At 61.5% G+C, this 22,214-nt stretch carries 19 protein-coding genes; 13 read left to right on the top strand and 6 right to left on the bottom strand.

Annotated features, from left to right (window positions below; all coding sequences use genetic code 11):
• The first annotated feature begins 16 nt into the window (after nt 1-16).
• Nucleotides 17-898 (top strand): S1/P1 nuclease, encoded by an 882-nt coding sequence (locus KIG99_RS10140; protein ID WP_226460059.1) that lies wholly within the window; start codon nt 17-19, stop codon nt 896-898.
• Between the two features lie 9 nt (nt 899-907).
• Nucleotides 908-1,288 (top strand): adenosylmethionine decarboxylase, encoded by a 381-nt coding sequence (speD, locus tag KIG99_RS10135; protein WP_226460058.1) that lies wholly within the window; start codon nt 908-910, stop codon nt 1,286-1,288.
• A 40-nt stretch (nt 1,289-1,328) separates the two neighbouring features.
• Here speD and fmt read toward each other — a convergent pair whose 3' ends face one another.
• Together fmt and def are read right to left on the bottom strand one after the other, a co-directional pair.
• Nucleotides 1,329-2,252 (bottom strand): methionyl-tRNA formyltransferase, encoded by a 924-nt coding sequence (gene fmt, locus KIG99_RS10130; RefSeq protein ID WP_226460057.1) that lies wholly within the window; start codon nt 2,250-2,252, stop codon nt 1,329-1,331.
• Nucleotides 2,249-2,752 carry a peptide deformylase gene (gene def, locus KIG99_RS10125; protein WP_226460056.1) on the bottom strand — a complete coding sequence of 168 codons (504 nt, stop codon included), beginning with the start codon at nt 2,750-2,752 and terminating at the stop codon, nt 2,249-2,251. The genes fmt and def overlap by 4 nt, the downstream gene beginning before the upstream one ends.
• 322 nt (nt 2,753-3,074) lie before the next feature.
• Here def and KIG99_RS10120 point away from each other — a divergent pair, with 322 nt between their 5' ends.
• The 3 genes from KIG99_RS10120 to KIG99_RS10110 all read left to right on the top strand — a co-directional run bounded on the left by KIG99_RS10120 (nt 3,075) and on the right by KIG99_RS10110 (nt 7,607).
• The gene (locus KIG99_RS10120; protein ID WP_455431255.1) at nt 3,075-3,929 is read left to right on the top strand and encodes a LysM peptidoglycan-binding domain-containing protein; all 855 of its coding nucleotides are present in this window, start codon (nt 3,075-3,077) and stop codon (nt 3,927-3,929) included.
• The gene (gene dprA / locus KIG99_RS10115; RefSeq protein ID WP_226460054.1) at nt 3,926-5,002 is read left to right on the top strand and encodes a DNA-processing protein DprA; all 1,077 of its coding nucleotides are present in this window, start codon (nt 3,926-3,928) and stop codon (nt 5,000-5,002) included. Before KIG99_RS10120 ends, dprA begins: the two co-directional genes overlap by 4 nt.
• Nucleotides 5,003-5,081: 79 nt before the next feature.
• Nucleotides 5,082-7,607 (top strand): DNA topoisomerase III, encoded by a 2,526-nt coding sequence (locus tag KIG99_RS10110; protein ID WP_226460053.1) that lies wholly within the window; start codon nt 5,082-5,084, stop codon nt 7,605-7,607.
• 63 nt (nt 7,608-7,670) lie between these two features.
• Here the strand turns inward: KIG99_RS10110 and KIG99_RS10105 are convergent, their stop codons facing one another.
• Nucleotides 7,671-8,585 (bottom strand): hydrogen peroxide-inducible genes activator, encoded by a 915-nt coding sequence (locus tag KIG99_RS10105; RefSeq protein ID WP_226460052.1) that lies wholly within the window; start codon nt 8,583-8,585, stop codon nt 7,671-7,673.
• On the bottom strand, nt 8,582-9,289 hold the full coding sequence (locus KIG99_RS10100; RefSeq protein WP_226460051.1) for a pseudouridine synthase: 708 nt from the start codon (nt 9,287-9,289) through the stop codon (nt 8,582-8,584). Before KIG99_RS10100 ends, KIG99_RS10105 begins: the two co-directional genes overlap by 4 nt.
• 95 nt (nt 9,290-9,384) lie before the next feature.
• On the opposite strand from KIG99_RS10100, the gene KIG99_RS10095 reads away from it, so the two are divergent.
• Entirely contained in the window at nt 9,385-9,855 is a 471-nt protein-coding gene (locus KIG99_RS10095; protein WP_226460050.1) for an SRPBCC family protein, read from the top strand.
• A gap of 69 nt (nt 9,856-9,924) precedes the next feature.
• On the opposite strand, the gene KIG99_RS10090 is transcribed toward KIG99_RS10095, so the two are convergent.
• Nucleotides 9,925-11,547 (bottom strand): ABC-F family ATPase, encoded by a 1,623-nt coding sequence (locus tag KIG99_RS10090; protein ID WP_226460049.1) that lies wholly within the window; start codon nt 11,545-11,547, stop codon nt 9,925-9,927.
• A 161-nt stretch (nt 11,548-11,708) separates the two neighbouring features.
• On the opposite strand from KIG99_RS10090, the gene gshA reads away from it, so the two are divergent.
• The 7 genes from gshA (at nt 11,709) to KIG99_RS10055 (ending at nt 21,709) form a co-directional block, all read left to right on the top strand.
• Nucleotides 11,709-12,995 (top strand): glutamate--cysteine ligase, encoded by a 1,287-nt coding sequence (gene gshA / locus KIG99_RS10085; RefSeq protein ID WP_226460048.1) that lies wholly within the window; start codon nt 11,709-11,711, stop codon nt 12,993-12,995.
• Nucleotides 12,996-13,006: 11 nt separating this feature from the next.
• The gene (gene gshB, locus KIG99_RS10080; RefSeq protein WP_226460047.1) at nt 13,007-14,029 is read left to right on the top strand and encodes a glutathione synthase; all 1,023 of its coding nucleotides are present in this window, start codon (nt 13,007-13,009) and stop codon (nt 14,027-14,029) included.
• Nucleotides 14,014-15,042: an FAD:protein FMN transferase gene (locus KIG99_RS10075; protein WP_226460046.1), complete on the top strand. Its 1,029-nt coding sequence runs from the start codon at nt 14,014-14,016 to the stop codon at nt 15,040-15,042. Before gshB ends, KIG99_RS10075 begins: the two co-directional genes overlap by 16 nt.
• A gap of 125 nt (nt 15,043-15,167) precedes the next feature.
• On the top strand, nt 15,168-19,535 hold the full coding sequence (locus KIG99_RS10070) for a response regulator (protein WP_226460045.1): 4,368 nt from the start codon (nt 15,168-15,170) through the stop codon (nt 19,533-19,535).
• Nucleotides 19,532-20,668 carry an HD-GYP domain-containing protein gene (locus tag KIG99_RS10065; protein WP_226460044.1) on the top strand — a complete coding sequence of 379 codons (1,137 nt, stop codon included), beginning with the start codon at nt 19,532-19,534 and terminating at the stop codon, nt 20,666-20,668. Before KIG99_RS10070 ends, KIG99_RS10065 begins: the two co-directional genes overlap by 4 nt.
• A 61-nt stretch (nt 20,669-20,729) precedes the next feature.
• Entirely contained in the window at nt 20,730-20,900 is a 171-nt protein-coding gene (locus KIG99_RS10060) for a hypothetical protein (protein ID WP_226460043.1), read from the top strand.
• Nucleotides 20,900-21,709 (top strand): SIR2 family NAD-dependent protein deacylase, encoded by an 810-nt coding sequence (locus KIG99_RS10055; protein ID WP_226460042.1) that lies wholly within the window; start codon nt 20,900-20,902, stop codon nt 21,707-21,709. Before KIG99_RS10060 ends, KIG99_RS10055 begins: the two co-directional genes overlap by 1 nt.
• Here the strand turns inward: KIG99_RS10055 and dtd are convergent.
• The gene (dtd, locus tag KIG99_RS10050) at nt 21,706-22,158 is read right to left on the bottom strand and encodes a D-aminoacyl-tRNA deacylase (RefSeq protein ID WP_226460041.1); all 453 of its coding nucleotides are present in this window, start codon (nt 22,156-22,158) and stop codon (nt 21,706-21,708) included. The genes KIG99_RS10055 and dtd overlap by 4 nt on opposite strands.
• Between the last annotated feature and the right edge of the window lie 56 nt (nt 22,159-22,214).

The raw sequence follows: 22,214 nt of genomic DNA, 5'->3' as shown, positions 1-22,214 counted from the left end.
GCGGCATAATGCCGCAATGCGTCGATTCCTGATTCTGTTCTTCCTGCTCCTCTGTCCGCCCATCGTCCACGCCTGGAATGGGGCTGGCCATCGGTTGAGCGCCGTCATCGCCTGGCAGCAATTGTCGCCAGCCAGCCGGCAGCAGATTGCCGAAATCCTGGCCCGTCACCCTGACTACCCGCGCTGGCAGGAAAAATCCCGCTCCGACGAGCCGCGCGCCATCTTCGCCGAAGCGGCAACCTGGCCGGACAGCATCCGGCATGACCCCCGCTATTACGACGAAACCCGGGGAGCCGCGACACCGGCCATTCCCGGCCTGTTCGACCAGGCCCGCCACAAACGCTGGCATTACGTCGACCTCGACGCCAGGGGCAAACGCCGGGCCGGCGAAATCGACCGCCAGATCGGGAAAATCAGCCAGATTTTGCGGTCGACCGCCAGCCCGGAGCAGATTTCCTGGGCAGTGCCCTGGCTGCTGCATCTGGTCGGCGACATCCACCAGCCGCTGCATGTCGGCAAGGAGGGCGACGATGGCGGCAACCGCGTGGAAATCGAAAACCCGGCCCGCCGCCAACCCTTCTCCAGCTTGCATCAGTACTGGGATGAATTGCCCGGGCCGTCTTCCCTGCGCGGCAAGCGCCTGGACAACCGTGCCGCCGAGCTGCTCGCCCGCTATCCGGCGCCCGCCCAAAGTTCGGTTACCGGCTGGCGCAACGAAAGCCACCGTCTGCTTGCTGCCGCCTACCCCCCGGCCGGCAGCCTGCTACCTTTGATTACCGAAGAGTTCGACTCGCAGGCGCGCGGCATCGCCGAACGGCAGATCGTCAATGCCGGTTATCGGCTCGGCCGCCTGCTCGAAGGCATTTTTGCCCGCCGGGTTTCACGTGAAACGCCATAGAATTGCCAAATGAATGGCCTGCACCTGATCGCTGACCTGCACGACTGCCGCTGTGCCCCGAACTTGCTGCTCGATGCCGCCGGGCTGGAACACTATTGTGTCGATGCCTGTCGCCGGCATGGCCTGAGCGTGGTCGGTCGACTCTTCCACACCTTCGAAAACGCCACCGGCCAGCCGGCCGGTGTCACCGGCACCGTGGTGCTGGCCGAATCACACCTGGCCGTGCACACATGGCCGGAAATCGGCGGCGTCACGCTGGATGTCTACGTCTGCAACTTCAGTGGCGATAACAGTGTTCGGGCCCGCGCGCTGTTTGCCGAAGTCATCGCCACCTTCGCACCTGGCCGGCTGGAAAAGAAAGAGGTGGCACGCGGCCACCTCGGCAGTTAGCGCGACATCCGGCAGCAACGCCGGACGCAGCCCACGTCACTCAGCCCGGCAGATCGAAACGATCGCCCACCTGCAGCGGGTTGCCGGCCAGGAACTGCTGCACCGGCAGACGCTTGCCGCCTGCCTTTTGCAACTCGCTGATCGCCAGCGCCCCTGAGCCACAGGCGACCACGAGCGCCTGCCGGTCGACCTGCAAAACCTGCCCGATTTCACCTTCACCAACGACCGGTTCGGCCCGCCACAACTTCACGGTCTGCCCACCCAGCAAGGCCTGGGCACCGGGAAACGGATTGAAGGCACGGATGTGGCGATCGAGTTCGGCAGCACTTTTCGACCAGTCGATCAGCGCTTCCGCCTTCTCGATCTTGTGCGCGTAGGTGATGCCTTCGAACGGCTGTGCAACTGCCGGCAACGGCAATTTGCCGAGCGCCTCGACGGCAAGGTTTGCGCCCAACTCGGCCAGACGGTCATGCAGTGTCGCGGTCGTATCCGTTGATGCAATCGGGAAAGCGCCGCGCAGCAGCACCGGCCCGGTATCGAGGCCGGCTTCCATCTGCATGATGCAGACCCCCGTCTCGGCATCGCCGGCGAGCAACGCGCGCTGGATCGGTGCGGCACCGCGCCAGCGCGGCAACAGCGAAGCGTGAATATTGATGCAGCCCAGACGCGGCATGTCGAGCACGACTTGCGGCAGGATCAGCCCGTAGGCGGCAACCACCATCACCTCGGCCTGCATGGCAGCAATCCTCGCCTGCGCCTCGGCATCCTTGAGGCTCAAGGGCTGGAAGACATCGATACCGTGTTCGAGCGCCAGTTTCTTGACCGGCGACGGCTGCAGGCTCATGCCGCGGCCAGCCGGACGGTCGGGCTGAGTCAGCACCAACGCTACCTCATGACCAGCCGCAATGATTGCTTGCAGCGCCTGTGCGGCAAATTCCGGTGTCCCGGCGAAGATCAGCCTCATGCGGTGACGCGCGCCTGCTTCGCCAGCTTGTTCCGGATCCGGGTCTGTTTGAGTTGCGACAGGTGATCGACGAAAACCTTGCCGTTCAGGTGATCCAGTTCGTGCTGGATGCACACGGCAAGCAGGCCGTCGGCCTGCAGGGACTGTGTCTTGCCGTCAAGATCGAGGTAATGCACGGTGACGAATTCGGCCCGCTCGACCTTGTCGTAGATGCCGGGCACCGACAGGCAGCCTTCCTCGCCCTCCTGCGACCCCGCGCATTGATCGAGACGCGGATTGATGAACACCCGCAGGTCGTTCTTCTCTTCGGAAATGTCGATCACGACGATCTGCTTATGCACATCGACCTGGGTCGCAGCCAGCCCGATACCGGGCGCCTCGTACATGGTCTCGGCCATGTCGGCGACGAGTTTACGGATGCCATCGTCAATAGTTGAAACCGGCGCGGCGACTTTTTTCAGCCGGACATCGGGGAAACGCAAAATGGGTAGAAGTGCCATAGGGAAAACGGATGAAAAGCTTGCTCGATTAGGTTATTACGTGCAGAATCTCCAGCAATTTCCGAGATATGAACCGGCTTGCCAGACACTATTCAGACAGTGTTGATCGCACCGCGTTCCACCGGCACGAGAGGTTACGACAATGGTTCGCATTATATCCGCGCTCATCCTGGCCGTAACGGCCTTCTGCGCATCTGCCGAAGAGCCGCTTCAACTCGTCGACAATCCCCCTGATCGCCACATTGTCGTCCGCGGTGACACCCTGTGGGGCATTTCCGGCAAATTTCTCAAGCAACCCTGGCGCTGGCCGGAAATCTGGAACATGAACAAGGCCGAGATCAAGAATCCGCACTGGATCTATCCCGGCGACGTGATCATGCTCGACTACGTCAACGGCAAACCGCGCTTGAAGATTGGCAAATCAGTCGGTAGCACGGGCAATGGCCGTTTGCAGCCCAAGGTGTACAGCGAAGCCGTACAGCAGATCGTACCGAGCATTCCGCCAAATGCAATCGAGCCCTTCCTCTCGCAACCGCTGGTCATCGAACCCGGCGCCCACGACAACATTGCCCGCATCATCGCCTCGCAGGAGGATCGGGTTTTCATGGGCAGTGGCGACACCGCCTACGTCACCGGCATTCCCGATACCAGCGTTGTGAACTGGAACATCTTCCGTCCGGGCAAGGCCCTGAAGGATCCGGACACCGGCGAGGTCCTCGGCCATGAAGCATTTTTCCTCGGTAATGCCCGCTTGCTCGAACCCGGCGAACCAGCTTCCGTCAAAATCACAATCGCAAAACAAGAAATTGGCCGTGGCGATCGCTTGTTGCCAACGCCGCTCGCCGAGATTGTGGCCTACGTGCCGCATCGCCCAGAACAAGACGTTTCCGGCAAAATCATAGCCATCTACGGTGGCGCCAATGAAGGCGGTACCAGTTCTGTCATCACGATCAACCGCGGCACTCATGATGCGTTTGAAGTTGGCCACGTCGTCGCTCTGTATCGCAACCGGCTTTCCATTGGCTACGACGAAAAAGGCAAGCGTGTCTCAACCCCCATCCCGGAAGAACGTTATGCGCTGGCATTTATCTTCCGCGTCTTCGATCGTGTCAGCTACGCGCTAGTGGTTCAATCGGAAAAATCCGTGATGATTGGCGACTCCCTCAGAAATCCGTGACAACAACCGAAGGTCTGGCCGCCTGGCTGCGGCTGACCCTGATCCCCGGAATCGGCGGCGAGAGGCAGAGAAAGCTTCTCGCCGCTTTTGGTTTACCGGAAGGAATTTTCGCTGCAGGCAGACTGGCTGCACGTTCGGTCATCGGCGAACATGCCGACCTGCTGTTTGATTTTGATGCAAGCGAAGCCGTCAACCGTAGCCTGAACTGGGCGGAAGCCCCTGAACAGCACATCCTGACCCTGGCCGACGACACCTACCCGTCCGCTCTGCTGGAAATTCCCGACCCGCCCAATGTGCTCTACCTGCGCGGCAACCCGGAATTGTTGGAGCAGCCAGGCCTGGCTGTCGTCGGCAGTCGCAATGCCACACCACAAGGCCTGCAGACTGCCCACGCCTTTGCCCGGACGCTGGCTGGACAAGGTTTGACCATCATCAGCGGCCTGGCGCTCGGCATCGATGCGGCCGCTCATCAAGGTGCGCTGGCCGCCAACGGCAACACGATTGCCGTCATCGGCACCGGCGCCGACCGCATCTACCCCGCCCGCAACAAGGAGCTGGCCCTGCAGATCGCCGAACGCGGCCTGATCGTTTCCGAGTTCCCCCTCGGTACACCGGTGCTGGCGGCCAATTTTCCCCGCCGCAACCGGATCATTTCCGGCCTGGCACGCGGCGTACTGGTCGTCGAAGCCGCGCCGGAAAGCGGCTCCCTGATCACGGCGCGCCTCGCCGGCGAGCAGGGACGCGAGGTTTTTGCCATCCCCGGCTCCATCCATTCCCCGCTTGCCCGGGGCTGCCACAAACTGATCAGGCAAGGCGCCAAGCTGGTCGAAACCGCTGACGACATACTGGAAGAACTGGGCAACCTGACGGCGAACAATCAGCTTCCGGATGAGGCCACCCATCGGACCGAAGATCCCCTGCTCATCGCCCTTGGCCACGATCCGTGCAGCCTAGACCAACTGGCCGAACGGACCGGTTACAGCACCGAACAACTGCTCACCGAATTGCTGACGCTGGAGCTCTCCGGCGTACTCGCCACCCTGCCCGGCAACCGCTACCAGCGCCTCAACTAAATCGCTGCATATATATAGATGGCTTGCCAAGCCGCGCGCCGGGCACTTATCATGCCCCGGCATCCAACAGGCAGACCCCATGACCAAAAAACTGATCATCGCCGAAAAACCATCCGTCGCGGCCGACATTGCCAAGGCGCTGGGCGGCTTTACCAAGCACGACGACTACTTCGAAAGCGAGACGCACGTCATCTCGTCGGCCGTCGGTCACCTGCTGGAACTGGCCTGCCCGGAAGAATTCGAGGTCAAGCGCGGCAAATGGTCGTTTGCCCATCTGCCGGTCATCCCGCCGCATTTCGCGCTGAAGCCGATCGAAAAGACCGAGTCGCGCCTCAAGGTGCTGACCAAGCTGATCAAGCGCAAGGACGTCGCCGCCCTGATCAACGCATGTGACGCGGGGCGCGAAGGCGAGTTGATCTTCAACTACATCGCGCAACACACCAAGACCACCAAGCCGATCCAGCGCCTGTGGCTGCAATCGATGACCCAGGGCGCGATCCGCGACGGTTTCACGCGTCTGCGCCAGGGCAACGAAATGCAGGGCCTGGGCGATGCCGCCGTCTGCCGTTCCGAATCCGACTGGCTGGTCGGCATCAACGGCACGCGGGCGATGACCGCCTTCAATTCGAAAACCGGCGGCTTCCACCTGACCACCGTCGGCCGCGTGCAGACCCCGACGCTGGCCATCGTCGTCGAGCGCGAACGCCGGATCCGCGAATTCAAGTCGCGCGACTACTGGGAAGTCGAAGCCGATTTCGCCGCCAAGGCCGGCAACTACACCGGCAAGTGGTTCGACGAAGCCTACAAGGGCAAAGCCGAAGACGAGCATGCCCGTGCCGACCGCCTGTGGGAACTGAACAAGGCCGAAGCCATCCGTGCCGCGACGTCCGGCAAGCCGGGTATCGTCACGGAAGAAGCCAAGCCGGAAACCCGTCTCTCGCCGCTGCTCTTCGACCTGACCAGCCTGCAGCGCGAGGCCAACGCCCGATTCGGCTTCTCGGCCAAGACGACGCTGTCGATCGCCCAGGCGCTCTACGAAAAGCACAAGGTCCTGACCTACCCGCGGACCGATTCACGCTGCCTGCCGGAAGACTACCTGCCGACGGTGCGCGAGACGCTGACCATCCTGACCGGCGAAGGCGCCGGCAAGGGCCACGACGAAGTGCTGCTCGCCCGCTACTCGCCCTTCGCGCACCAGATCCTGGCGCGCAACTGGGTGCTGCCGAACAAGCGCATCTTCAACAACGCCAAGATCAGCGATCACTTTGCAATCATCCCGACGCCGCAAGCGCCGAAGAACCTCAACGAAGTCGAACAAAAACTCTACGACTTCGTCGTCCGCCGCTTCCTGTCGGTCTTCTTCCCGGCCGCCGAATACATGGTGACTACCCGCATCACCCGCGTCGAAGGCCACCCCTTCAAGACCGAGGGCAAGGTGCTGGTCAATCCGGGCTGGCTGGCCGTGCATGGCAAGGAAGGCCAGGAAGGCACCGAGGGCAATCTCGTTGCGGTCGACAAGGATGAAAAGGTCAAAACCGAGGAAGTCACGGTCAAGGCCAACGAAACCAAGCCGCCGCCGCGCTACTCGGAAGCCACCCTGCTCTCCGCCATGGAAGGCGCCGGCAAGATGGTCGATGACGAGGAACTCAAGGCCGCGATGGCCGGGCGTGGCCTCGGCACGCCGGCAACGCGTGCCCAGATCATCGAAAACCTGATCGGCGAGCAGTACATGCTGCGCGAAGGCCGCGAGCTGACACCGACCGCCAAGGCCTTCTCGCTGATGACGCTGTTGAACGGCCTCGGCATCAACGAACTGACCCAGCCGGAACTGACCGGCGACTGGGAATGGAAGCTCGGCCGCATCGAAAAGGGCGAATTCACGCGCGAGGAATTCATGCGCGAAATCGCCGAAATGACCCGCCACATGGTCGAGCGCGCCAAGACCTTCGAGGCCGACACGATTCCCGGCGATTTTGGCGTGTTGACCGCCAAGTGCCCGCGCTGCGGCGGCGAGATTCGCGAAACCTACAAGAAGTTCCAGTGCGGCGGCTGCGACTACTCGCTGTGGAAGATCGTTGCCGGCCGCCAGTTCGAACCGGCCGAAATCGACACCCTGATCAACGAGAAGCAGATCGGCCCGCTGACCGGCTTCCGCAACAAGATGGGCCGCACCTTCTCGGCCGCCATCAAGTTGAACGACAAGATGGAACCGGAATTCGACTTCGGCCAGGACAAGAACGACGAAGCCAACAACGAACCGGTCGACTTTTCAGCCCAGACCAGCCTCGGCAAATGCCCGAAGTGTGCAGCCAACGTCTATGACCACGGCAGCACCTACGTCTGCGAAAAATCGGTCGGCCCCGAGAAGAGCTGCGACTTCCGTTCCGGCAAGGTCATCCTGCAACAACCGATCGAACCAGGCCAGATGCAGAAATTGCTGACCGAGGGCAAAACCGATCTTTTGAAGGAATTCGTCTCCAACCGCACACGCCGCAAATTCTCGGCCTATCTGGTCGCCAAGGACGGCAAGGTGAGTTTCGAGTTCGAAAAGAAAGTCGCCAAACCCAAGGCGCCGGCGAAAAAGAAAGCCGCCGAAGCAGAATGAGAAAAGGGGCCGATGGCCCCTTTTTCTTGTCCCGCAAGCGGGACGCGCGTTCCACGTGAAACCTCAGCGCTTGCTGCTTGCTCCCGGCAACTCGCAGGAGAGCAGCGCCGCCCGTACCGCATCGATGGCTTGCGGCCTTGGGAAAGTCACCCGCCAGACCAGACCGACGGTACGTGACGGTTGCGTGCCGGCGAAGGGCAAAACCTTGACCATCGCCTCCTTGCCGACCAGAGGATCGGCGGCCGTGCTCGGCATGACGGCAATGCCGGCACCGCTCGCCACCATGTAGCGGATGGTTTCCAGCGAACCGCCTTCGAGCGAATGCGCCAGACCATCGGGCGCCGTCAGGCGCGGGCAGGATTCCAGCACCTGATCGCGGAAACAATTGCCCTGACCGAGCAGCAGCAGATTCTGGCCGTCCAGTTCGTCGGCCGGAATCGCTTCCCGCCGACTCCACGGATGCGCTGCCGGCACGACGACACGGAACGGCTCTTCGTAGACCGCTTGGGCGACCAGGCCGGGTTCGGCGAAGGGCAGTGCGATGACGATGACGTCAAGCTCGCCGGCCTTGAGCGCGGGAATCAGGTTGCCGGTGAAGTCTTCCTTGAGGAAGAGCGGCATGTTCGGCGCCTGCTGGTGCAGGGCCGGAATGAACTGCGGCAGCAGGTAGGGCGCGATGCTGTAGATGATGCCGACGCGCAGCTGACCGCTCAGCGGATCACCGGTCGAATCGGCGATTTCCTCGAGACGCACCGCCTCGTCGAGCACGCGCTTGGCCTGGGCGACGATGCGTTCGCCGAGCGCGGTAATCCGCACATCAGACGCCGTCCGTTCGAACAATGCCGCACCCAACTGCCCTTCGACCTTCTTCAGCGCTACCGACAAGGTCGGCTGGCTGACGTGGCAGGCTTCTGCCGCCTTGCCGAAATGACGCTCGCGGGCCAGGGCCACGATGTAGCGCATTTCGGTCAAAGTCATGGCAAATAACCCAGTTTTTGCTGGTCGACCGCTGTCAACCAGCGCCATTCGCCGGGCTGCAGATCGACCGGCAGCGAAAGTTCGCCCACCGATTCGCGGTGCAGGGCTTCGACGCGGTTGCTGACCGCCGCCACCATGCGCTTGACCTGGTGGTACTTGCCCTCGGTCAGGGTCAGGCGCAACAGGTTTTCGCCGGCAATTTCCGCGGCCGCAGCGGCAATCGGTTCGTATTCGTCGGCGAGCAACACGCCGGCCAGCAGTTGATCGATCTGGGCCTGATCGACGGGATGCTTGGTAGTCGCCAGATAAACCTTGGGCACCTTGCGCTTGGCCGAGGACAGCTGATGATTGAGCTGGCCGTCGTTGGTGATCAGCAGCAGGCCGGTGGTGTCTTCGTCGAGCCGGCCGATCGGCTGCACGTCGCGTTCGCGCAATTGCACCGGCAGCAGTTCGAGCACGCCGGGATGATGCTTGGGCTTGCGCGAGCATTCGTAATGCACCGGCTTGTGCAGCATCAGCGTGGCGAATTCAAGATATGGCCAATCGACACCGTCGACCGTAAAGACCAGGCCCTCGATATCGATTTCCGCGAAGGGATCGTCGCAGATTTCGCCATTGATGGCGACGCGTTCACGGCGAATCAGCCCGCGACATTCCTTGCGGGTGCCGAAACCGTGTTTTTGGAGGATACGTTCTAGTTGCATGGCCAGCATGTTAACACGCCGCATCGCTTACTCAGCGCGCAGCAAACAGCGGCAAGCCGCTTATCGGCGGCCGGCCGATGCAATACAATTCGGCCATGAATTTCGAACACCTCATCCAGATCAACGACCCGGAAAATCCGCTGATTGAGCCGCTCGACCGCCAGCAATTGTGGCAGGGCCTGCTCCACCGCGTCGAGAATCCCATCCCCTTCCTGCCCGGCCTGGAAGCCTTCACCATCCTCGAACGCCAGGCCGATACGCTGCTGCGCGAACTCGATTTCGGCCCGGCCGTGATCCAGGACCGCGTCACGCTGGTCGATATGCACTCGGTGCGCTTCGACATCGTGCCGTCCGAAGCCCATGCCGGCGGCGGCCTGCGCATTGCCATCGAAGAACCCGAGCCGGGCTTCCTGTTCCTGCGCTTCACTTACGAAACAACCCTGGCCAACAACCCCAATTCGGAAGACCGGGCCTACATCGAATACGTCAAATCGGCGTATCACCAGTCGGATGTCGATTGCGTCCGCATCATCCGGACATTGGCTGCCGGCGGTCCGCTGCAGTAAATCCGGCAGAACCGGTCGACCAGCAAAAATGCCCGCTTTCGCGGGCATTTTCCATTGGGCTGAAGAGGCTTAATTGACGCCCTGGCTGGCCAGGTAGTCTTCGTAGCCGCCGAGGTAATCGATGATGCGGCCATCGTTCCTGACCTCAAGAACACGCGTGGACAACGAGGAAACGAATTCGCGGTCGTGCGAGACGAAAACCAGGGTGCCAGGGAATTTTTCCAGGCCGCTGTTGAGCGCTTCGATCGATTCCATGTCGAGGTGGTTGGTCGGTTCGTCCATGATCAGGACGTTATGCTTGGACAGCATCAGCTTGCCGAACAGCATGCGGCCCTGCTCGCCACCGGAGATGACGTTGACCGGCTTCTTGACCTCGTCACCGGAGAACAGCAGGCGACCGAGCGTGCCGCGGATCAGGGTTTCCAGGTCGCCGCCGTCTTCGATGGTGGCACGGGCATAGCCGGCAATCCACTCGGTCAGGCTCTGCTCGCCGGCAAACTGGGCGCTGTGGTCCTGCGCGTAGTAACCCGGATAGGCCTTTTCCGCCCATTTGACGGTGCCGAATTGCGCTGTCACTTCGCCCATCAGCAGCTTCAGGAAGGTCGTCTTGCCGACGCCGTTCTCACCGATCACGGCGATCTTTTCACCAGCGTTGATGGTTAGCGTCAGGTTGTTGAAGATCTTGCGCTCGCCACCCTCGTAGGTGAAGGAGAGGTTTTCGATCTCGACCGCCTGACGATGCAGCTTGGCCTTCTCATCGTAGTCGAAGCGGATCCACGGATACTGGCGCGACGACGGCTTGACGTCTTCCGGCTTGAGCTTGTCGATCAGCTTCATGCGGCTGGTTGCCTGCTTGGCCTTGGAGGCGTTGGCCGAGAAGCGGCGCACGAAGGTCTGCAGTTCGGCGATGCGTTCCTTGGCCTTGGCATTGGCGTTCGACAGGCGTTCGCGGGCCTGCTGCGCGGCTTCCATGAAGTCGTCGTAGTTGCCGGCGTAGGTCGTGATCCTGCCGTAGTCGAGGTCGGCCATGTGGGTGCAGACCTGGTTCAGGAAGTGACGATCGTGGGAGATGATGATCATCGTCGACTCACGCGCGTTGAGGATGTCTTCCAGCCAGCGGATGGTGTTGATGTCGAGGTTGTTGGTCGGTTCGTCGAGCAGCAGGATGTCCGGATTGGCGAACAGCGCCTGGCAGAGCAGCACGCGCAGCTTCCAGCCGGGCGCAACCTGGCTCATCGGGCCGTTGTGCTGTTCGGTCGGGATACCGACGCCGAGCAGCAGTTCGCCGGCGCGCGATTCGGCGGTATAACCGTCGTATTCGCCAACCTTGCCTTCGAGTTCGGCGGCCGTCATGTAGTCGTCTTCGGTCGCTTCCGGATTGGCGTAAATCGCATCGCGTTCCTGGATCGCCGCCCACAGTTCCTCGTGACCGGCCATCACGACGTCGAGGACGCGCATGTCTTCGTAGGCGAACTGGTCCTGCTTCAGGTAGGCCATGCGTTCATGCTTCTCTTTCGAGACATTGCCAGCCGACGGCTCAAGCGCGCCACAGAGGATTTTCATGAAGGTCGATTTGCCCGCCCCGTTGGCGCCGATCAGGCCATAGCGGTAGCCTTCGCCGAATTTGACGTTAACGTTCTCGAACAGGGGTTTGACCCCGAACTGCATGGTGATATTGGCGGCGACAAGCACGACGATTCCGATCTACGAATTGATGTAAGACAAGCGGTAAAACCAAGGGCCGAATTTTACCTGTTTTCAACGGGTTGACCGTGTGGCCGCAGCCCAATTTTGTGCACTGCGGTGTAAGATTTGCAGCCACAATAAAAACCCCGGGATTTAGAGACAGCACCATGGTTCCACACCTGACAACCGCCCTCACCGGCCCCCTGCTCGAACTCGAACGCAAGTTCCTGGAAAGCAGCACGCAGATCGAACACTGGCTGCGCGGCCAGTGGCAGGAGCACACCCCGCCCTTCTATTCGTCGTGCGACCTGCGCAACTCCGGCTTCAAGCTGGCGCCGGTCGACACCAACCTCTTTCCCGGCGGTTTCAACAACCTGAATCCGGCCTTCCTGCCGCTCTGCGTGCAGGCCGCGATGAGCGCCATCGAGAAGTTCTGCCCGGATGCGCGCAGCCTGCTGCTGATTCCCGAAAACCACACGCGCAATCAGTTCTACCTGCAGAACGTCGCGCAGATTGCCGCCATCCTCAAGCAGACCGGGCTTAACGTCCGCCTCGGCTCGATGCTGCCGGAAATCACCCAGCCGACCACGATCGACCTGCCGAACGGCCAGAGCCTGCTGCTCGAACCCCTGGTCCGCAACGGCAACCGGCTCGGCGTCGCCGGTTTCGAACCCTGCGCCGTCCTGCTCAACAATGACCTGTCGGCCGGCATCCCGGCCATCCTGCAGAACCTGCACGAACAGGTCGTGCTGCCGCCGGTGCATGCCGGCTGGGCGGTGCGTCGCAAGTCCAACCACTTCGCCGCCTACGACCAGGTCGCCAACGACTTTGCCAAGGAAATCGGCATCGATCCGTGGCGCATCAACCCGGCCTTCTCGGTCTGCCGCAGCATCAACTTCCATGAGCGCCAGGGCGAGGAATGTCTCGCCGCCAACGTCGCCGCCGTGCTCGACATCGTCAAGGAAAAGTACAAGGAATACGGCATCACCGAAACGCCCTACGTCGTCGTCAAGGCCGATGCCGGCACCTACGGCATGGGCGTGATGACGGTGCGCGACGCCGATGAAGTCATCGCGCTCAACCGCAAGCAGCGCAACAAGATGAGCGTCGGCAAGGAAGGCCTCGAAGTCTCCGAGGTGCTGATCCAGGAAGGCGTGCATTCCTTCGAGACGCTCAACGACGCAGTCGCCGAACCGGTGATCTACATGATCGACCGCTACGTGGTCGGCGGCTTCTACCGCGTGCATACCGGGCGCGGCAAGGACGAGAACCTCAACGCGCCGGGCATGCACTTCGAGCCGCTCGCCTTTGAAACCGGCTGCAACCTGCCCGACTATCGCTGCGGCAACCCGGATTCCCCACCCAACCGCTTCTACGCCTACGGCGTGGTCGGTCGTCTCGCCTGTCTGGCGGCGGCGGTCGAGCTTGAGCGGTCGACGCCCGAAAACGGCTGAAAATCGGGCCTGTGACGCAACAACTCCATTTCGAAAAACACCTGCTCGGCGGCAGCAGCCAGTCGCTGAAACTGGCTTTCATCCTCGACCCGCTCGATTCCCTGAAAGCCTGGAAGGACTCTTCCGTGGCCATGATGCGGGCCGCCGAGAAGCACGGTCACGAGGTCTACGCGATCGATTGCGCAACGCTCGGCTGGCGCACCGCCGAAGCCGGCCACCACGCCGGCGGCGTCTTCGGCGAGGCGGTGCATCTGCACCTGCGCCCCGACGATCACGACTGGTACCGCGAAACCCACCGCGAATGGCTGCCGCTCAAGGCTTTCGACGGTGTGATCATGCGCAAGGACCCGCCCTTCGATTTCGAGTACATCACCGCGACCTGGCTGCTCGAACGCGCCGAAGCGAGCGGCGTGCGCGTCTTCAACCGGCCGCGTGCGCTGCGCGAGCATTCGGAAAAGATCGCGATCACCGAGTTCGAGCAATACGCACCGACCACGCTGATCGCGCGCGACATGCATCTGCTGCAGCATTTCATCGACGAGCAGCGCGATGTCATCCTCAAGCCGCTCGACGGCATGGGCGGCAGCCAGATTTTCCGCATCCACCGCAATGATCCGAACCGCAACGTCATCATCGAGACGCTCACGCACGAAGGCGCGCGCACCGTGATGGCGCAGCGCTACCTGCCCGAGATCAGCCAGGGCGACAAACGCATCCTGCTGATTGCCGGCAAGCCGGTTCCCTATTGCCTGGCGCGCATCCCCAAGGCCGGCGAGACGCGCGGCAACCTGGCGGTCGGCGGCACCGGCGTCGCGCAGGAACTTTCGCCGCGTGACCGCGAGATCGCCGAACACCTCGGCCCCATCCTGTTCAAGCGCGGCCTGATGCTGGTCGGCCTCGACGTCATCGGCAGCCATCTCACCGAAATCAATGTCACCAGCCCGACCTGCATGGTCGAAATCCGTCAGCAGACGGGCTTCGATGCAGCCGGTGCCTTCATCACGGCGATCGAACACGCATGCGGCATTGCCTGATCCTTCTTTCCCTGCTCTGGCTGACGGCCTGTGGCCGGACACCCTTGCAGGAACAGCAGGCCTACGTTTTCGGCACGCGCGTCGAAGTGCTGGTCGTCAGCAATGACCCGGAACAGGGCCGGCAGGCGATTGCCGCCGTGCTGCGCGAATTCGACCGCCTGCACCGCGCCTACCACGCCTGGCAACCGTCCGAACTGACCGCACTGAACGATGCGATTGCCGCCGGCAAGCCGCTAAGCGTGAGCCCCGAACTGGCCGGCTTCGTCAGCGAGGCGCAGCAGCTCAGCAAGCAGGGCGACTACCTGTTCGATCCGGCCATCGGTCAACTGATCAAACTCTGGGGTTTTCAGGCCGACGAGTTCAAGGCCGAATTGCCGCCCGAGGCCGACATCAAGGCCTGGCTGGCGAAGAAGCCGTCGCTGGCTGACATCAGCATCCACGACACCACGATCAGCAGCCGCAACCGCAACGTCGCCCTCGATTTCGGCGGCTACCTGAAAGGCGTCGCCCTCGACCGCGCCGCCGCCATCCTGCGCGCCCAGGGCATCAACAACGCGCTGATCAACATCGGCGGCAATGTCATGGCGCTGGGCAGCAAGGAAGGCAAGAAATGGCGGGTCGGCATCCAGCATCCGCGCCAGCCCGGCCCGCTCGCCACCATCGCCCTGGAAGACGGCGAAGCGATCGGCACCTCCGGTGATTACCAGCGTTTCTTCGAAGTCGGCGGCAAACGCTATGCCCACCTGCTCGACCCGCGAACCGGCTATCCGGTCGATCACACGCAGGCTGTCACCGTGCTGATTCCCGCCGGCCCGAGGGCAGGCACGCTGTCCGATGCCACATCCAAGCCGATCTTCGTTGCCGGCGACGAACGCTGGCGGGAGATGGCGAAGCAAATGCAAATCGGCATGGTTTTGCGCGTCGACCGCCAGGAGCGGATTTTCGTCAGCGAAGCCTTGCACAAACGCCTAGAATTCATCGGCCAACCCCCACCCATCAACGTCATCCCGTGATTCACTGCGGGCCGAGTTGACACTACCGGATGCTAGTCGTATATCTCCTCAACCGGCTTCTGCACACGACAGCCAAATAGCGCCAGCAGACCCGGCCGACAAGCCGGCAGACAAAGGGGTGTGTATTGTTTCAGGGTATCTCATTCCGCAAGCCCGGCTTTGCCAACAGCCTGATCCTGCGTGTCGGGCTGCTCATCCTTTTTGCCCTCGCCGTCTTCTCCTTCAGCATCTATCTGCTGATCGGCCGCCCAAGTATCGAGCGTCTGGCCGAAGCCCAGATGCAGCTTGTTTCCGAGCAACTGGAAGCGCGCCTCAACCGCCTCGTCAAGACCGTTGAAATCACCCTGCGCAGCAGCCGGGACTGGGGCGAAAACGGCGGACTCGATCACAACCAGCTGTTGCGCTTCAACGAGCTGTTTTTCCCCATTCTCGCCAACAACAACGACATTTCCTCGGTCATTTTCGCGCACGAATCCGGCCGTGAATTCCTGCTCCTGCGCAACAGCGACGGGCACTGGATCAATCGCATCAGCGATCCGGCCAACTGGGGCGACCAGACCTACTGGATCACCTGGAATGCGCAGCGCCAGATCGAAAGCGTCGAAATGCGCCAGCGCGACTACGATGCCCGCACCCGTCCCTGGTTCAAGGGGGCCATGGCGCTGAGCGACCCACAGTCGATCTTCTGGACGGCGCCCTACATTTTCTACACGACCAAGGAGGCCGGCCTGACCGCAGCGACAAGCTGGCGGGCTGCCGACGGCTCCCGTTATGTCATCGGCCATGACGTCAGGCTCAGCGATATTGCCGAATACACGACACAACTGACACCAGGCTCCCATAAAAAGGCTGCATTGTTTACTGCCGACGGAAAATTGCTGGCGCCACCGCATGACCCCCGCTTCACCGACCGGGCTGCCATCAATAAAGCCCTGTTGAAAACTGCCGAAGAACTGGAAATGCCCGAACTGAGTGCGGGCTACGCCGCCTGGCACAATGGCGGTCGGCAAAACGGCGGCCTGAACGGCTTCGAGTTGCCTGACGGCGACTGGCTCAGCCATTTCCGGCCAATCGACAGCGGCACCCAACGCGTCTGGATCGGCGTTTTCGCACCGGAAAGCGATTTCAATCCAACCAGTCAGCGGGATCTCTGGCTGCTCGCGCTGATCACGCTGGTCTGTCTGGCTCTTGGCCTGATCGTGGCGATCCGGCTGGCCAAGCAATTCGGACATCCGCTCCTCGCCCTCGCCGAAGAAAGCGAACGCATCGGCAAACTGGAGCTGGACGACCCGGTGTTCAGCGACGCACCCTGGCGCGAGGTCACCCAACTCGCCACCGCCCTTGAGACCATGCGCGAACACCTGTGCAACTCGCGCCAAGCCCTGCAGGACGCCTATTCCGAACTGGAAATCACGGTTGCCAATCGCACCCAGGCGCTGCGCGAAAACCAGGGCATCCTGCAAAAACGCGAAAGCTTCTTCCGCGCGGTCTTCGATAATGCGGCGGTCGGCATCGTCAGCCTGAGCCCGCAAAAACAGCGCACCCAGGTTAACCGCGCCTATGCCGAGTTCACCGGCTATCCGATCGACGCCCTGCTCACGAAACCGGATATCCGCGTCCTGCCGCTGCACGAACAGGACAGGCTGGAAACCGCACTGGCCAGACTCGCCAGCGGTCAGGAGAAGTTCATCCGCAGCGAATTCGAGTTTCTCGCCAAGGGTGGCGAAACGCGTTGGGGCGATGTGCAGATCGCGCCCATCCAAAGCGATAGCGGCGAACTCGACTCACTGCTCGTCACCGTGCTCGACATCACCGACCGCCGCCAGATGGAAGCGGAACTGATCCGCCAGTTTGCCTTCCTGCAAGCGCTGCTCGACACCATTCCCAACCCCATCTTCTACAAGGGGCCGCATACCCGCTTCCTGGGCTGCAATCATGCTTACGAAGCGTTTTTTGGCATCGATCGCGCCGATTTCATCGGCAAGCGGGGACTCGATCTCGACTACCTGCCGGAAGAAATGCGCCTCGCCTATCAGCTTGAAGACGAACAGGTGATTGCCGAATGCGGCCGCATTTCCCGCGAAATTCCGATGTCGACCGCTGACGGCATCCTGCGCGACACGCTGTACTCGGTAACCGGCTTCCGCACGACGGAAGACGAACCGGGCGGGCTGATCGGCGTCATCGTCGATATCACCCCGCTCAAGAACGCCGAACGCGAATCCGAGCGCGCCCGTACCGCCGCCGAAGATGCCGCCGCCGCCAAGGCCGACTTCCTGGCCAACATGAGCCACGAAATCCGCACCCCGATGAATGCCATCATCGGCATGACCCACCTCGCACTGCAAACCGACCTGACCATCCGCCAGAAAAATTATCTGAGCAAGGTCGACAATGCCGCCAAGGGCCTGCTCGGCATCATCAACGACATTCTCGATCTGTCGAAAATCGAGGCCGGCAAGATGCTCATCGAGCAAACCGCCTTTCGTCTCGACGACAACCTGCAAAATCTCGCCGACATCTGCCTGGTCAAGGCCAGCGAACGCGGGCTCGAACTGCTCTTCGACATCGCCAACGATGTGCCGGGGAATCTGCAGGGCGATCCGTTGCGCCTCAACCAGGTATTGCTCAACCTGATCGGCAATGCCGTCAAATTCACCGAACAGGGCGAAGTCACGCTGACCGTCAGCCTGGTTTCGCGTAACGAAGATGGCGTCGAACTACGCTTCGAAGTCCGCGATACCGGCATCGGCATGTCGGAAGAACAGCAACAGCAACTGTTCAAGGCCTTCAGCCAGGCCGACAGTTCAACCACCCGAAAATACGGTGGCACCGGGCTGGGTCTTTCAATCAGCAAGCGCATCGTCGAGATGATGGGTGGCCGGATCGGCGTCAACAGCACGCCGGGCGTCGGCAGTCGTTTCCATTTCACGCTGCCCTTCGGACTCGCCGCCGAAACCGGGATCAGCCGCGGCCGCCTCGGCCTGCCCGAACAATTGAACACCCTGGTCATCGATGACAGCCCCGGTGCCCGGCAGATTTTCCACCATCAGTTGCTCGCCTTCGGCTTGCCCAGCCATGCCGTTGCCAGCGGCCCCGAGGGGCTTGCCGAAGTCGCCCGCGCCAGCGCCGCCGACCAGCCCTACCAGTTGCTGATCATCGACTGGAAAATGCCCGGCATGGACGGCATCGAGACACTGCGTCGCCTGCGCGAAACACAGGCCCTGGATGCGGCAGTCAAAGTCATCATGACAACCGCCTTCGATCACGACGAGTTGCGCCAGCAATTGGACGGCCTCAGCGTTGACGCGATACTCGCCAAGCCGATCACGCCATCCTCCCTTTTCGACTGCATTGTCGAGACGGTACACCACCGGAATGGCGCCGAAATGCAGGCTGGCAAGCTTGCCGGCAGCGGTCGCCCCGATCTTTCCGGACATCATGTCCTGCTCGTTGAAGACAACGAAGTGAATCGTGAACTGGCCGAGGAAATGCTCTGTTTGACCGGGTTGACCGTCGAGCTTGCGGTCAATGGCGAAGAGGCCGTCAAGTGTGTCAGACAGGCGCACTATGACCTGGTACTGATGGACTGCCAGATGCCGGTGATGGACGGCTACGAAGCCACCCGGCAGATTCGCTCCGAGCCGCGTTTCGCCGCACTTCCGATCATCGCCATGACCGCCAATGCCATGGCCAGCGACCGCGAGCACTGTATTGCGACAGGCATGAACGACCACATCGCCAAGCCGATCGACGTCGAACTGCTTTACGCCACGCTGGCCCGCTGGCTGAACAAGACCAGCAGCACAGCGGAAGCCCCGTCACTCCCGGCCGCGGCAAACCAGGAAACGAGCATCTCCGAGCTTGCCGTTCTTGATGAGAATGCCGCCCTCAAACGTCTGGGTGGCAATCGGGCCATGTTCGAACGCATCCTGAGGCGCTTCCATGAAAACCAGGCCGATGCGATCGAACGCCTGAAAGCCTGGCGCCTTGCCGGTGACGTCGAGAAAATGCACCTCCTTGCGCACACCCTGCGTGGCCTGGCCGGCAATATCGGCGCCAATCAGGTGGCGGCACTGGCCCAAGCCCTGGAAAGCAAGCTGAAAAACTCGGCGCTGAACGAGTCGGAACAAATCGACACCTTGCTCCGGGAACTAGCCACTGCCCTCGACAAACTTCTGCTGCAGGCAAACACGCTAAAGAAAAATGAGGTCAGAAACAGCGCGGTCTCGCTCTTGCCGCAGGATAGCGCCCGTTTGCGCGCCTCGCTGATCGAGATGCAGAGACTGCTCGCCAACTCGGATGCGTCGGCAGTCCAGCAAATCGCTACAATTGAACAAGAACTCAACGCGCAGACCGATCCGCTGCAAGTCAAGAAGCTGGTTCGCGATGTTGAAAGCTACGAATTTGACAGTGCCATCGAAACGCTGCTGAAAATTGCCGGCGAACTCTCCATCGATCTCAATACGGACGAAATCCGCAGCCAGCCATGATCTCATTGCTACCCAAACAGAGCATTCTCGTTGTCGATGACACGCCGGAAAACATCACCCTGCTCAGCGAACTGCTCGGCAACGACTATCGGATCCGGGTCGCCACCTCAGGTGAAAAGGCACTGAAGATCGCCTACTCGGACGAACCGCCCGACCTCATCCTGCTCGACATCATGATGCCCGGCCTCTCCGGCCTGGAAATCTGCCGCCGCCTCAAGGCCAATCCCGACCGGCGCCGTATTCCGGTCATTTTCGTCACCGCCATGAGCTCGATCGAAGACGAGGAGCGAGGCCTCGAACTCGGCGCCGTCGATTACATCACCAAGCCGATCAGCCCGCCCATCGTCAAGGCACGCGTGCGCACCCATCTGGCGCTTTACGACCAGAGCCGCGAACTCGAGCGCATGGTCAAGCAGCGCACCCACGAGCTGATGACAACGCGGCAGCAGATCATCCGCCGCCTCGGGCGTGCCGCCGAATTCAAGGACAACGAAACCGGCAACCATGTGCTGCGCATGAGCCACTACGCCCGCTTGGTCGCCGAAGCGCACGGCCTGGGTGAAGAAACCGCCAACATCATCTTCAACACCGCGCCGATGCACGACATCGGCAAAATCGGCATTCCCGATTCGATCCTGCTCAAGCCGGGCAAACTGGATGCAGAAGAATGGAAGATCATGCAGCAGCACCCGATCATGGGCGCCGAAATCATCGGTAAACATGAAAACGAGTTGCTCGAAACGGCCCGCATCATTGCCCTTTCACACCACGAAAAATGGGATGGCAGCGGATATCCGCAAGGCCTGAAAGGCGAAAATATTCCGCTCGAGGGACGCATCGTGGCCATCGCCGACGTCTTTGATGCGCTGGTTTCGGTCCGCCCCTACAAAAAGGCCTACCCGATCGAAGAATCGCTGGAGCTGATGCAGAAACAGTCCGGTCTTCATTTCGATCCAAGCCTGATGCGCGCATTCGAAAAGGCCTTGCCGGAAATCCTTCAGGTCAGGGAAATCTACGCGGATGAATTTGGGCCACTCACCGACGTCGAATTCAAGATCAACGAAATCTACGCCCATCGCGATGATCCGCAGGGTTATCCGGGCGTTCTGACCAGCCCGAAGGATAGCGACTGATTTTTCGGTCATGGCGTCTTTTCCATCCAGACATCAAGCAAAAAAGGCGCTTTCCGCGCGGTTGACCGATATACCGCGGCAAAAGCTGCGGCTTCTGCAACAACTGGCCGAGCGCGAACAGGCCCAGCAACGCCTCGAGAAATACTGGGCAACGCGCTTGCTGACCATCTTCGGACTGGCAATCGCCCTTTACCTGGGCAGCCTCCTGATCAGCCTCTTCCTCCCCGGCTGATGCAAATCGAGCAAGCCGCCGCCTGGATCCGCCAAGCCGATGGCTTGCTGCTTACCGCCGGCGCCGGCATGGGCATCGATTCCGGCTTGCCGGACTTTCGCGGTCCGGGAGGCTTCTGGGGCGTTTACCCGGCCCTGGGCAGAGCCCGCATCGCATTTGAGGCCATCGCCAACCCCGCCGCCTTTGAACGCAACCCGGCGCTTGCCTGGGGCTTTTACGGGCATCGCCTGGCGCTCTATCGCCAGACCAAACCGCATGCCGGCTTTGCCATGCTGCTCGCGCTCGCCGAAAAGCTGGAGCACGGCGCCTTCGTGTTCACCAGCAACGTCGATGGCCACTTCAAGAAAGCCGGCTTTCCGGCCGAGCGGGTCTGCGAAGTGCATGGCTCGATCAGCCACCTGCAATGCGCCGCCGCATGCAGTGAGGAAATCTGGCCGGCTGACAGTTTTCAACCCGAGGTCGATAGCGAAAACTGCCTGCTCATTGGTGATCCGCCGCTTTGCCGGCGTTGCGGCCAACTGGCCCGCCCCAACATCCTGATGTTCAACGACTGGCAATGGCTGGAGCGACGCAGTGCGCTGCAACGGCAAAACCTGCAACGCTGGCTGGCCACGGTCGACCGTCTGGTAACGCTGGAAATCGGTGCCGGAACGCAGGTACCCAGCGTGCGCAATTTCTCCGAACGGCAACCGGGCCGGTTGATCCGCCTCAATCCGAACGAGCCGGAAATCGCTCATCGCCCGGATGCCCTGGCCTTGCCGCTTGGCGCACTCAAGGGCATCGAACAGCTGTACCAGGCATTCGCCTAGTCGGGATTGCGCGAATCAACCGTCAGGGTGACCGGCCCGTCGTTGAGCAAACTGACCTGCATGTCGGCACCGAAAATGCCGGTGGCCACCGGTCGACCCAATTCCTGCTCCAGTTTTGCCACGAAGCGTTCGAACAGCGGCTGCGAGATATCGCCACGCGCCGCCCGACTCCACGACGGCCGGTTGCCCTTCTTCAGCGAGGCGTAAAGCGTGAACTGCGACACCGCCAGAATCCCGCCACCCACCTCCTGGACACTGCAGTTCATCACGCCATCCGCATCAGAAAAAATGCGGCTGCGCACAATCTTGCCCGCCATCCAGTCCAGATCGGCTGCCGTATCGGCTTCTTCGAAACCCGCCAGAATCAGCAAACCCGCCCCGATTTTGCCGCAAATTTCACCGTCGACCGCTACCGAAGCCTCTTTGACCCGCTGAATCACAACCCGCATGAAAAACTCCCGACAAAGAAAAGGCTCCGACCAGCGGAGCCTTTTCCTGAAAGCAA

The sequence above is a fragment of the Quatrionicoccus australiensis genome, assembly GCF_020510425.1.
Taxonomy (GTDB): Bacteria; Pseudomonadota; Gammaproteobacteria; order Burkholderiales; family Rhodocyclaceae; genus Azonexus; species Azonexus australiensis_A.
The sequence above is the reverse complement of the archived record's forward strand: the minus strand, read 5'-3'. Positions and strand labels throughout refer to the sequence as shown.

What these genes read in the sequence shown, in the direction of transcription:
- speD (WP_226460058.1), top strand. Translation starts at nt 908, where the DNA reads ATGAATGGCCTGCACCTGATCGCTGACCTGCACGACTGCCGCTGTGCC.
- KIG99_RS10100 (WP_226460051.1), bottom strand. Translation starts at nt 9,289, where the DNA reads ATGCAACTAGAACGTATCCTCCAAAAACACGGTTTCGGCACCCGCAAG.
- fmt (WP_226460057.1), bottom strand. Translation starts at nt 2,252, where the DNA reads ATGAGGCTGATCTTCGCCGGGACACCGGAATTTGCCGCACAGGCGCTG.
- def (WP_226460056.1), bottom strand. Translation starts at nt 2,752, where the DNA reads ATGGCACTTCTACCCATTTTGCGTTTCCCCGATGTCCGGCTGAAAAAA.
- KIG99_RS10110 (WP_226460053.1), top strand. Translation starts at nt 5,082, where the DNA reads ATGACCAAAAAACTGATCATCGCCGAAAAACCATCCGTCGCGGCCGAC.
- dtd (WP_226460041.1), bottom strand. Translation starts at nt 22,158, where the DNA reads ATGCGGGTTGTGATTCAGCGGGTCAAAGAGGCTTCGGTAGCGGTCGAC.
- KIG99_RS10095 (WP_226460050.1), top strand. Translation starts at nt 9,385, where the DNA reads ATGAATTTCGAACACCTCATCCAGATCAACGACCCGGAAAATCCGCTG.
- KIG99_RS10120 (WP_455431255.1), top strand. Translation starts at nt 3,075, where the DNA reads ATGAACAAGGCCGAGATCAAGAATCCGCACTGGATCTATCCCGGCGAC.
- KIG99_RS10105 (WP_226460052.1), bottom strand. Translation starts at nt 8,585, where the DNA reads ATGACTTTGACCGAAATGCGCTACATCGTGGCCCTGGCCCGCGAGCGT.
- KIG99_RS10065 (WP_226460044.1), top strand. Translation starts at nt 19,532, where the DNA reads ATGATCTCATTGCTACCCAAACAGAGCATTCTCGTTGTCGATGACACG.
- gshA (WP_226460048.1), top strand. Translation starts at nt 11,709, where the DNA reads ATGGTTCCACACCTGACAACCGCCCTCACCGGCCCCCTGCTCGAACTC.
- KIG99_RS10055 (WP_226460042.1), top strand. Translation starts at nt 20,900, where the DNA reads ATGCAAATCGAGCAAGCCGCCGCCTGGATCCGCCAAGCCGATGGCTTG.
- KIG99_RS10140 (WP_226460059.1), top strand. Translation starts at nt 17, where the DNA reads ATGCGTCGATTCCTGATTCTGTTCTTCCTGCTCCTCTGTCCGCCCATC.
- KIG99_RS10075 (WP_226460046.1), top strand. Translation starts at nt 14,014, where the DNA reads ATGCGGCATTGCCTGATCCTTCTTTCCCTGCTCTGGCTGACGGCCTGT.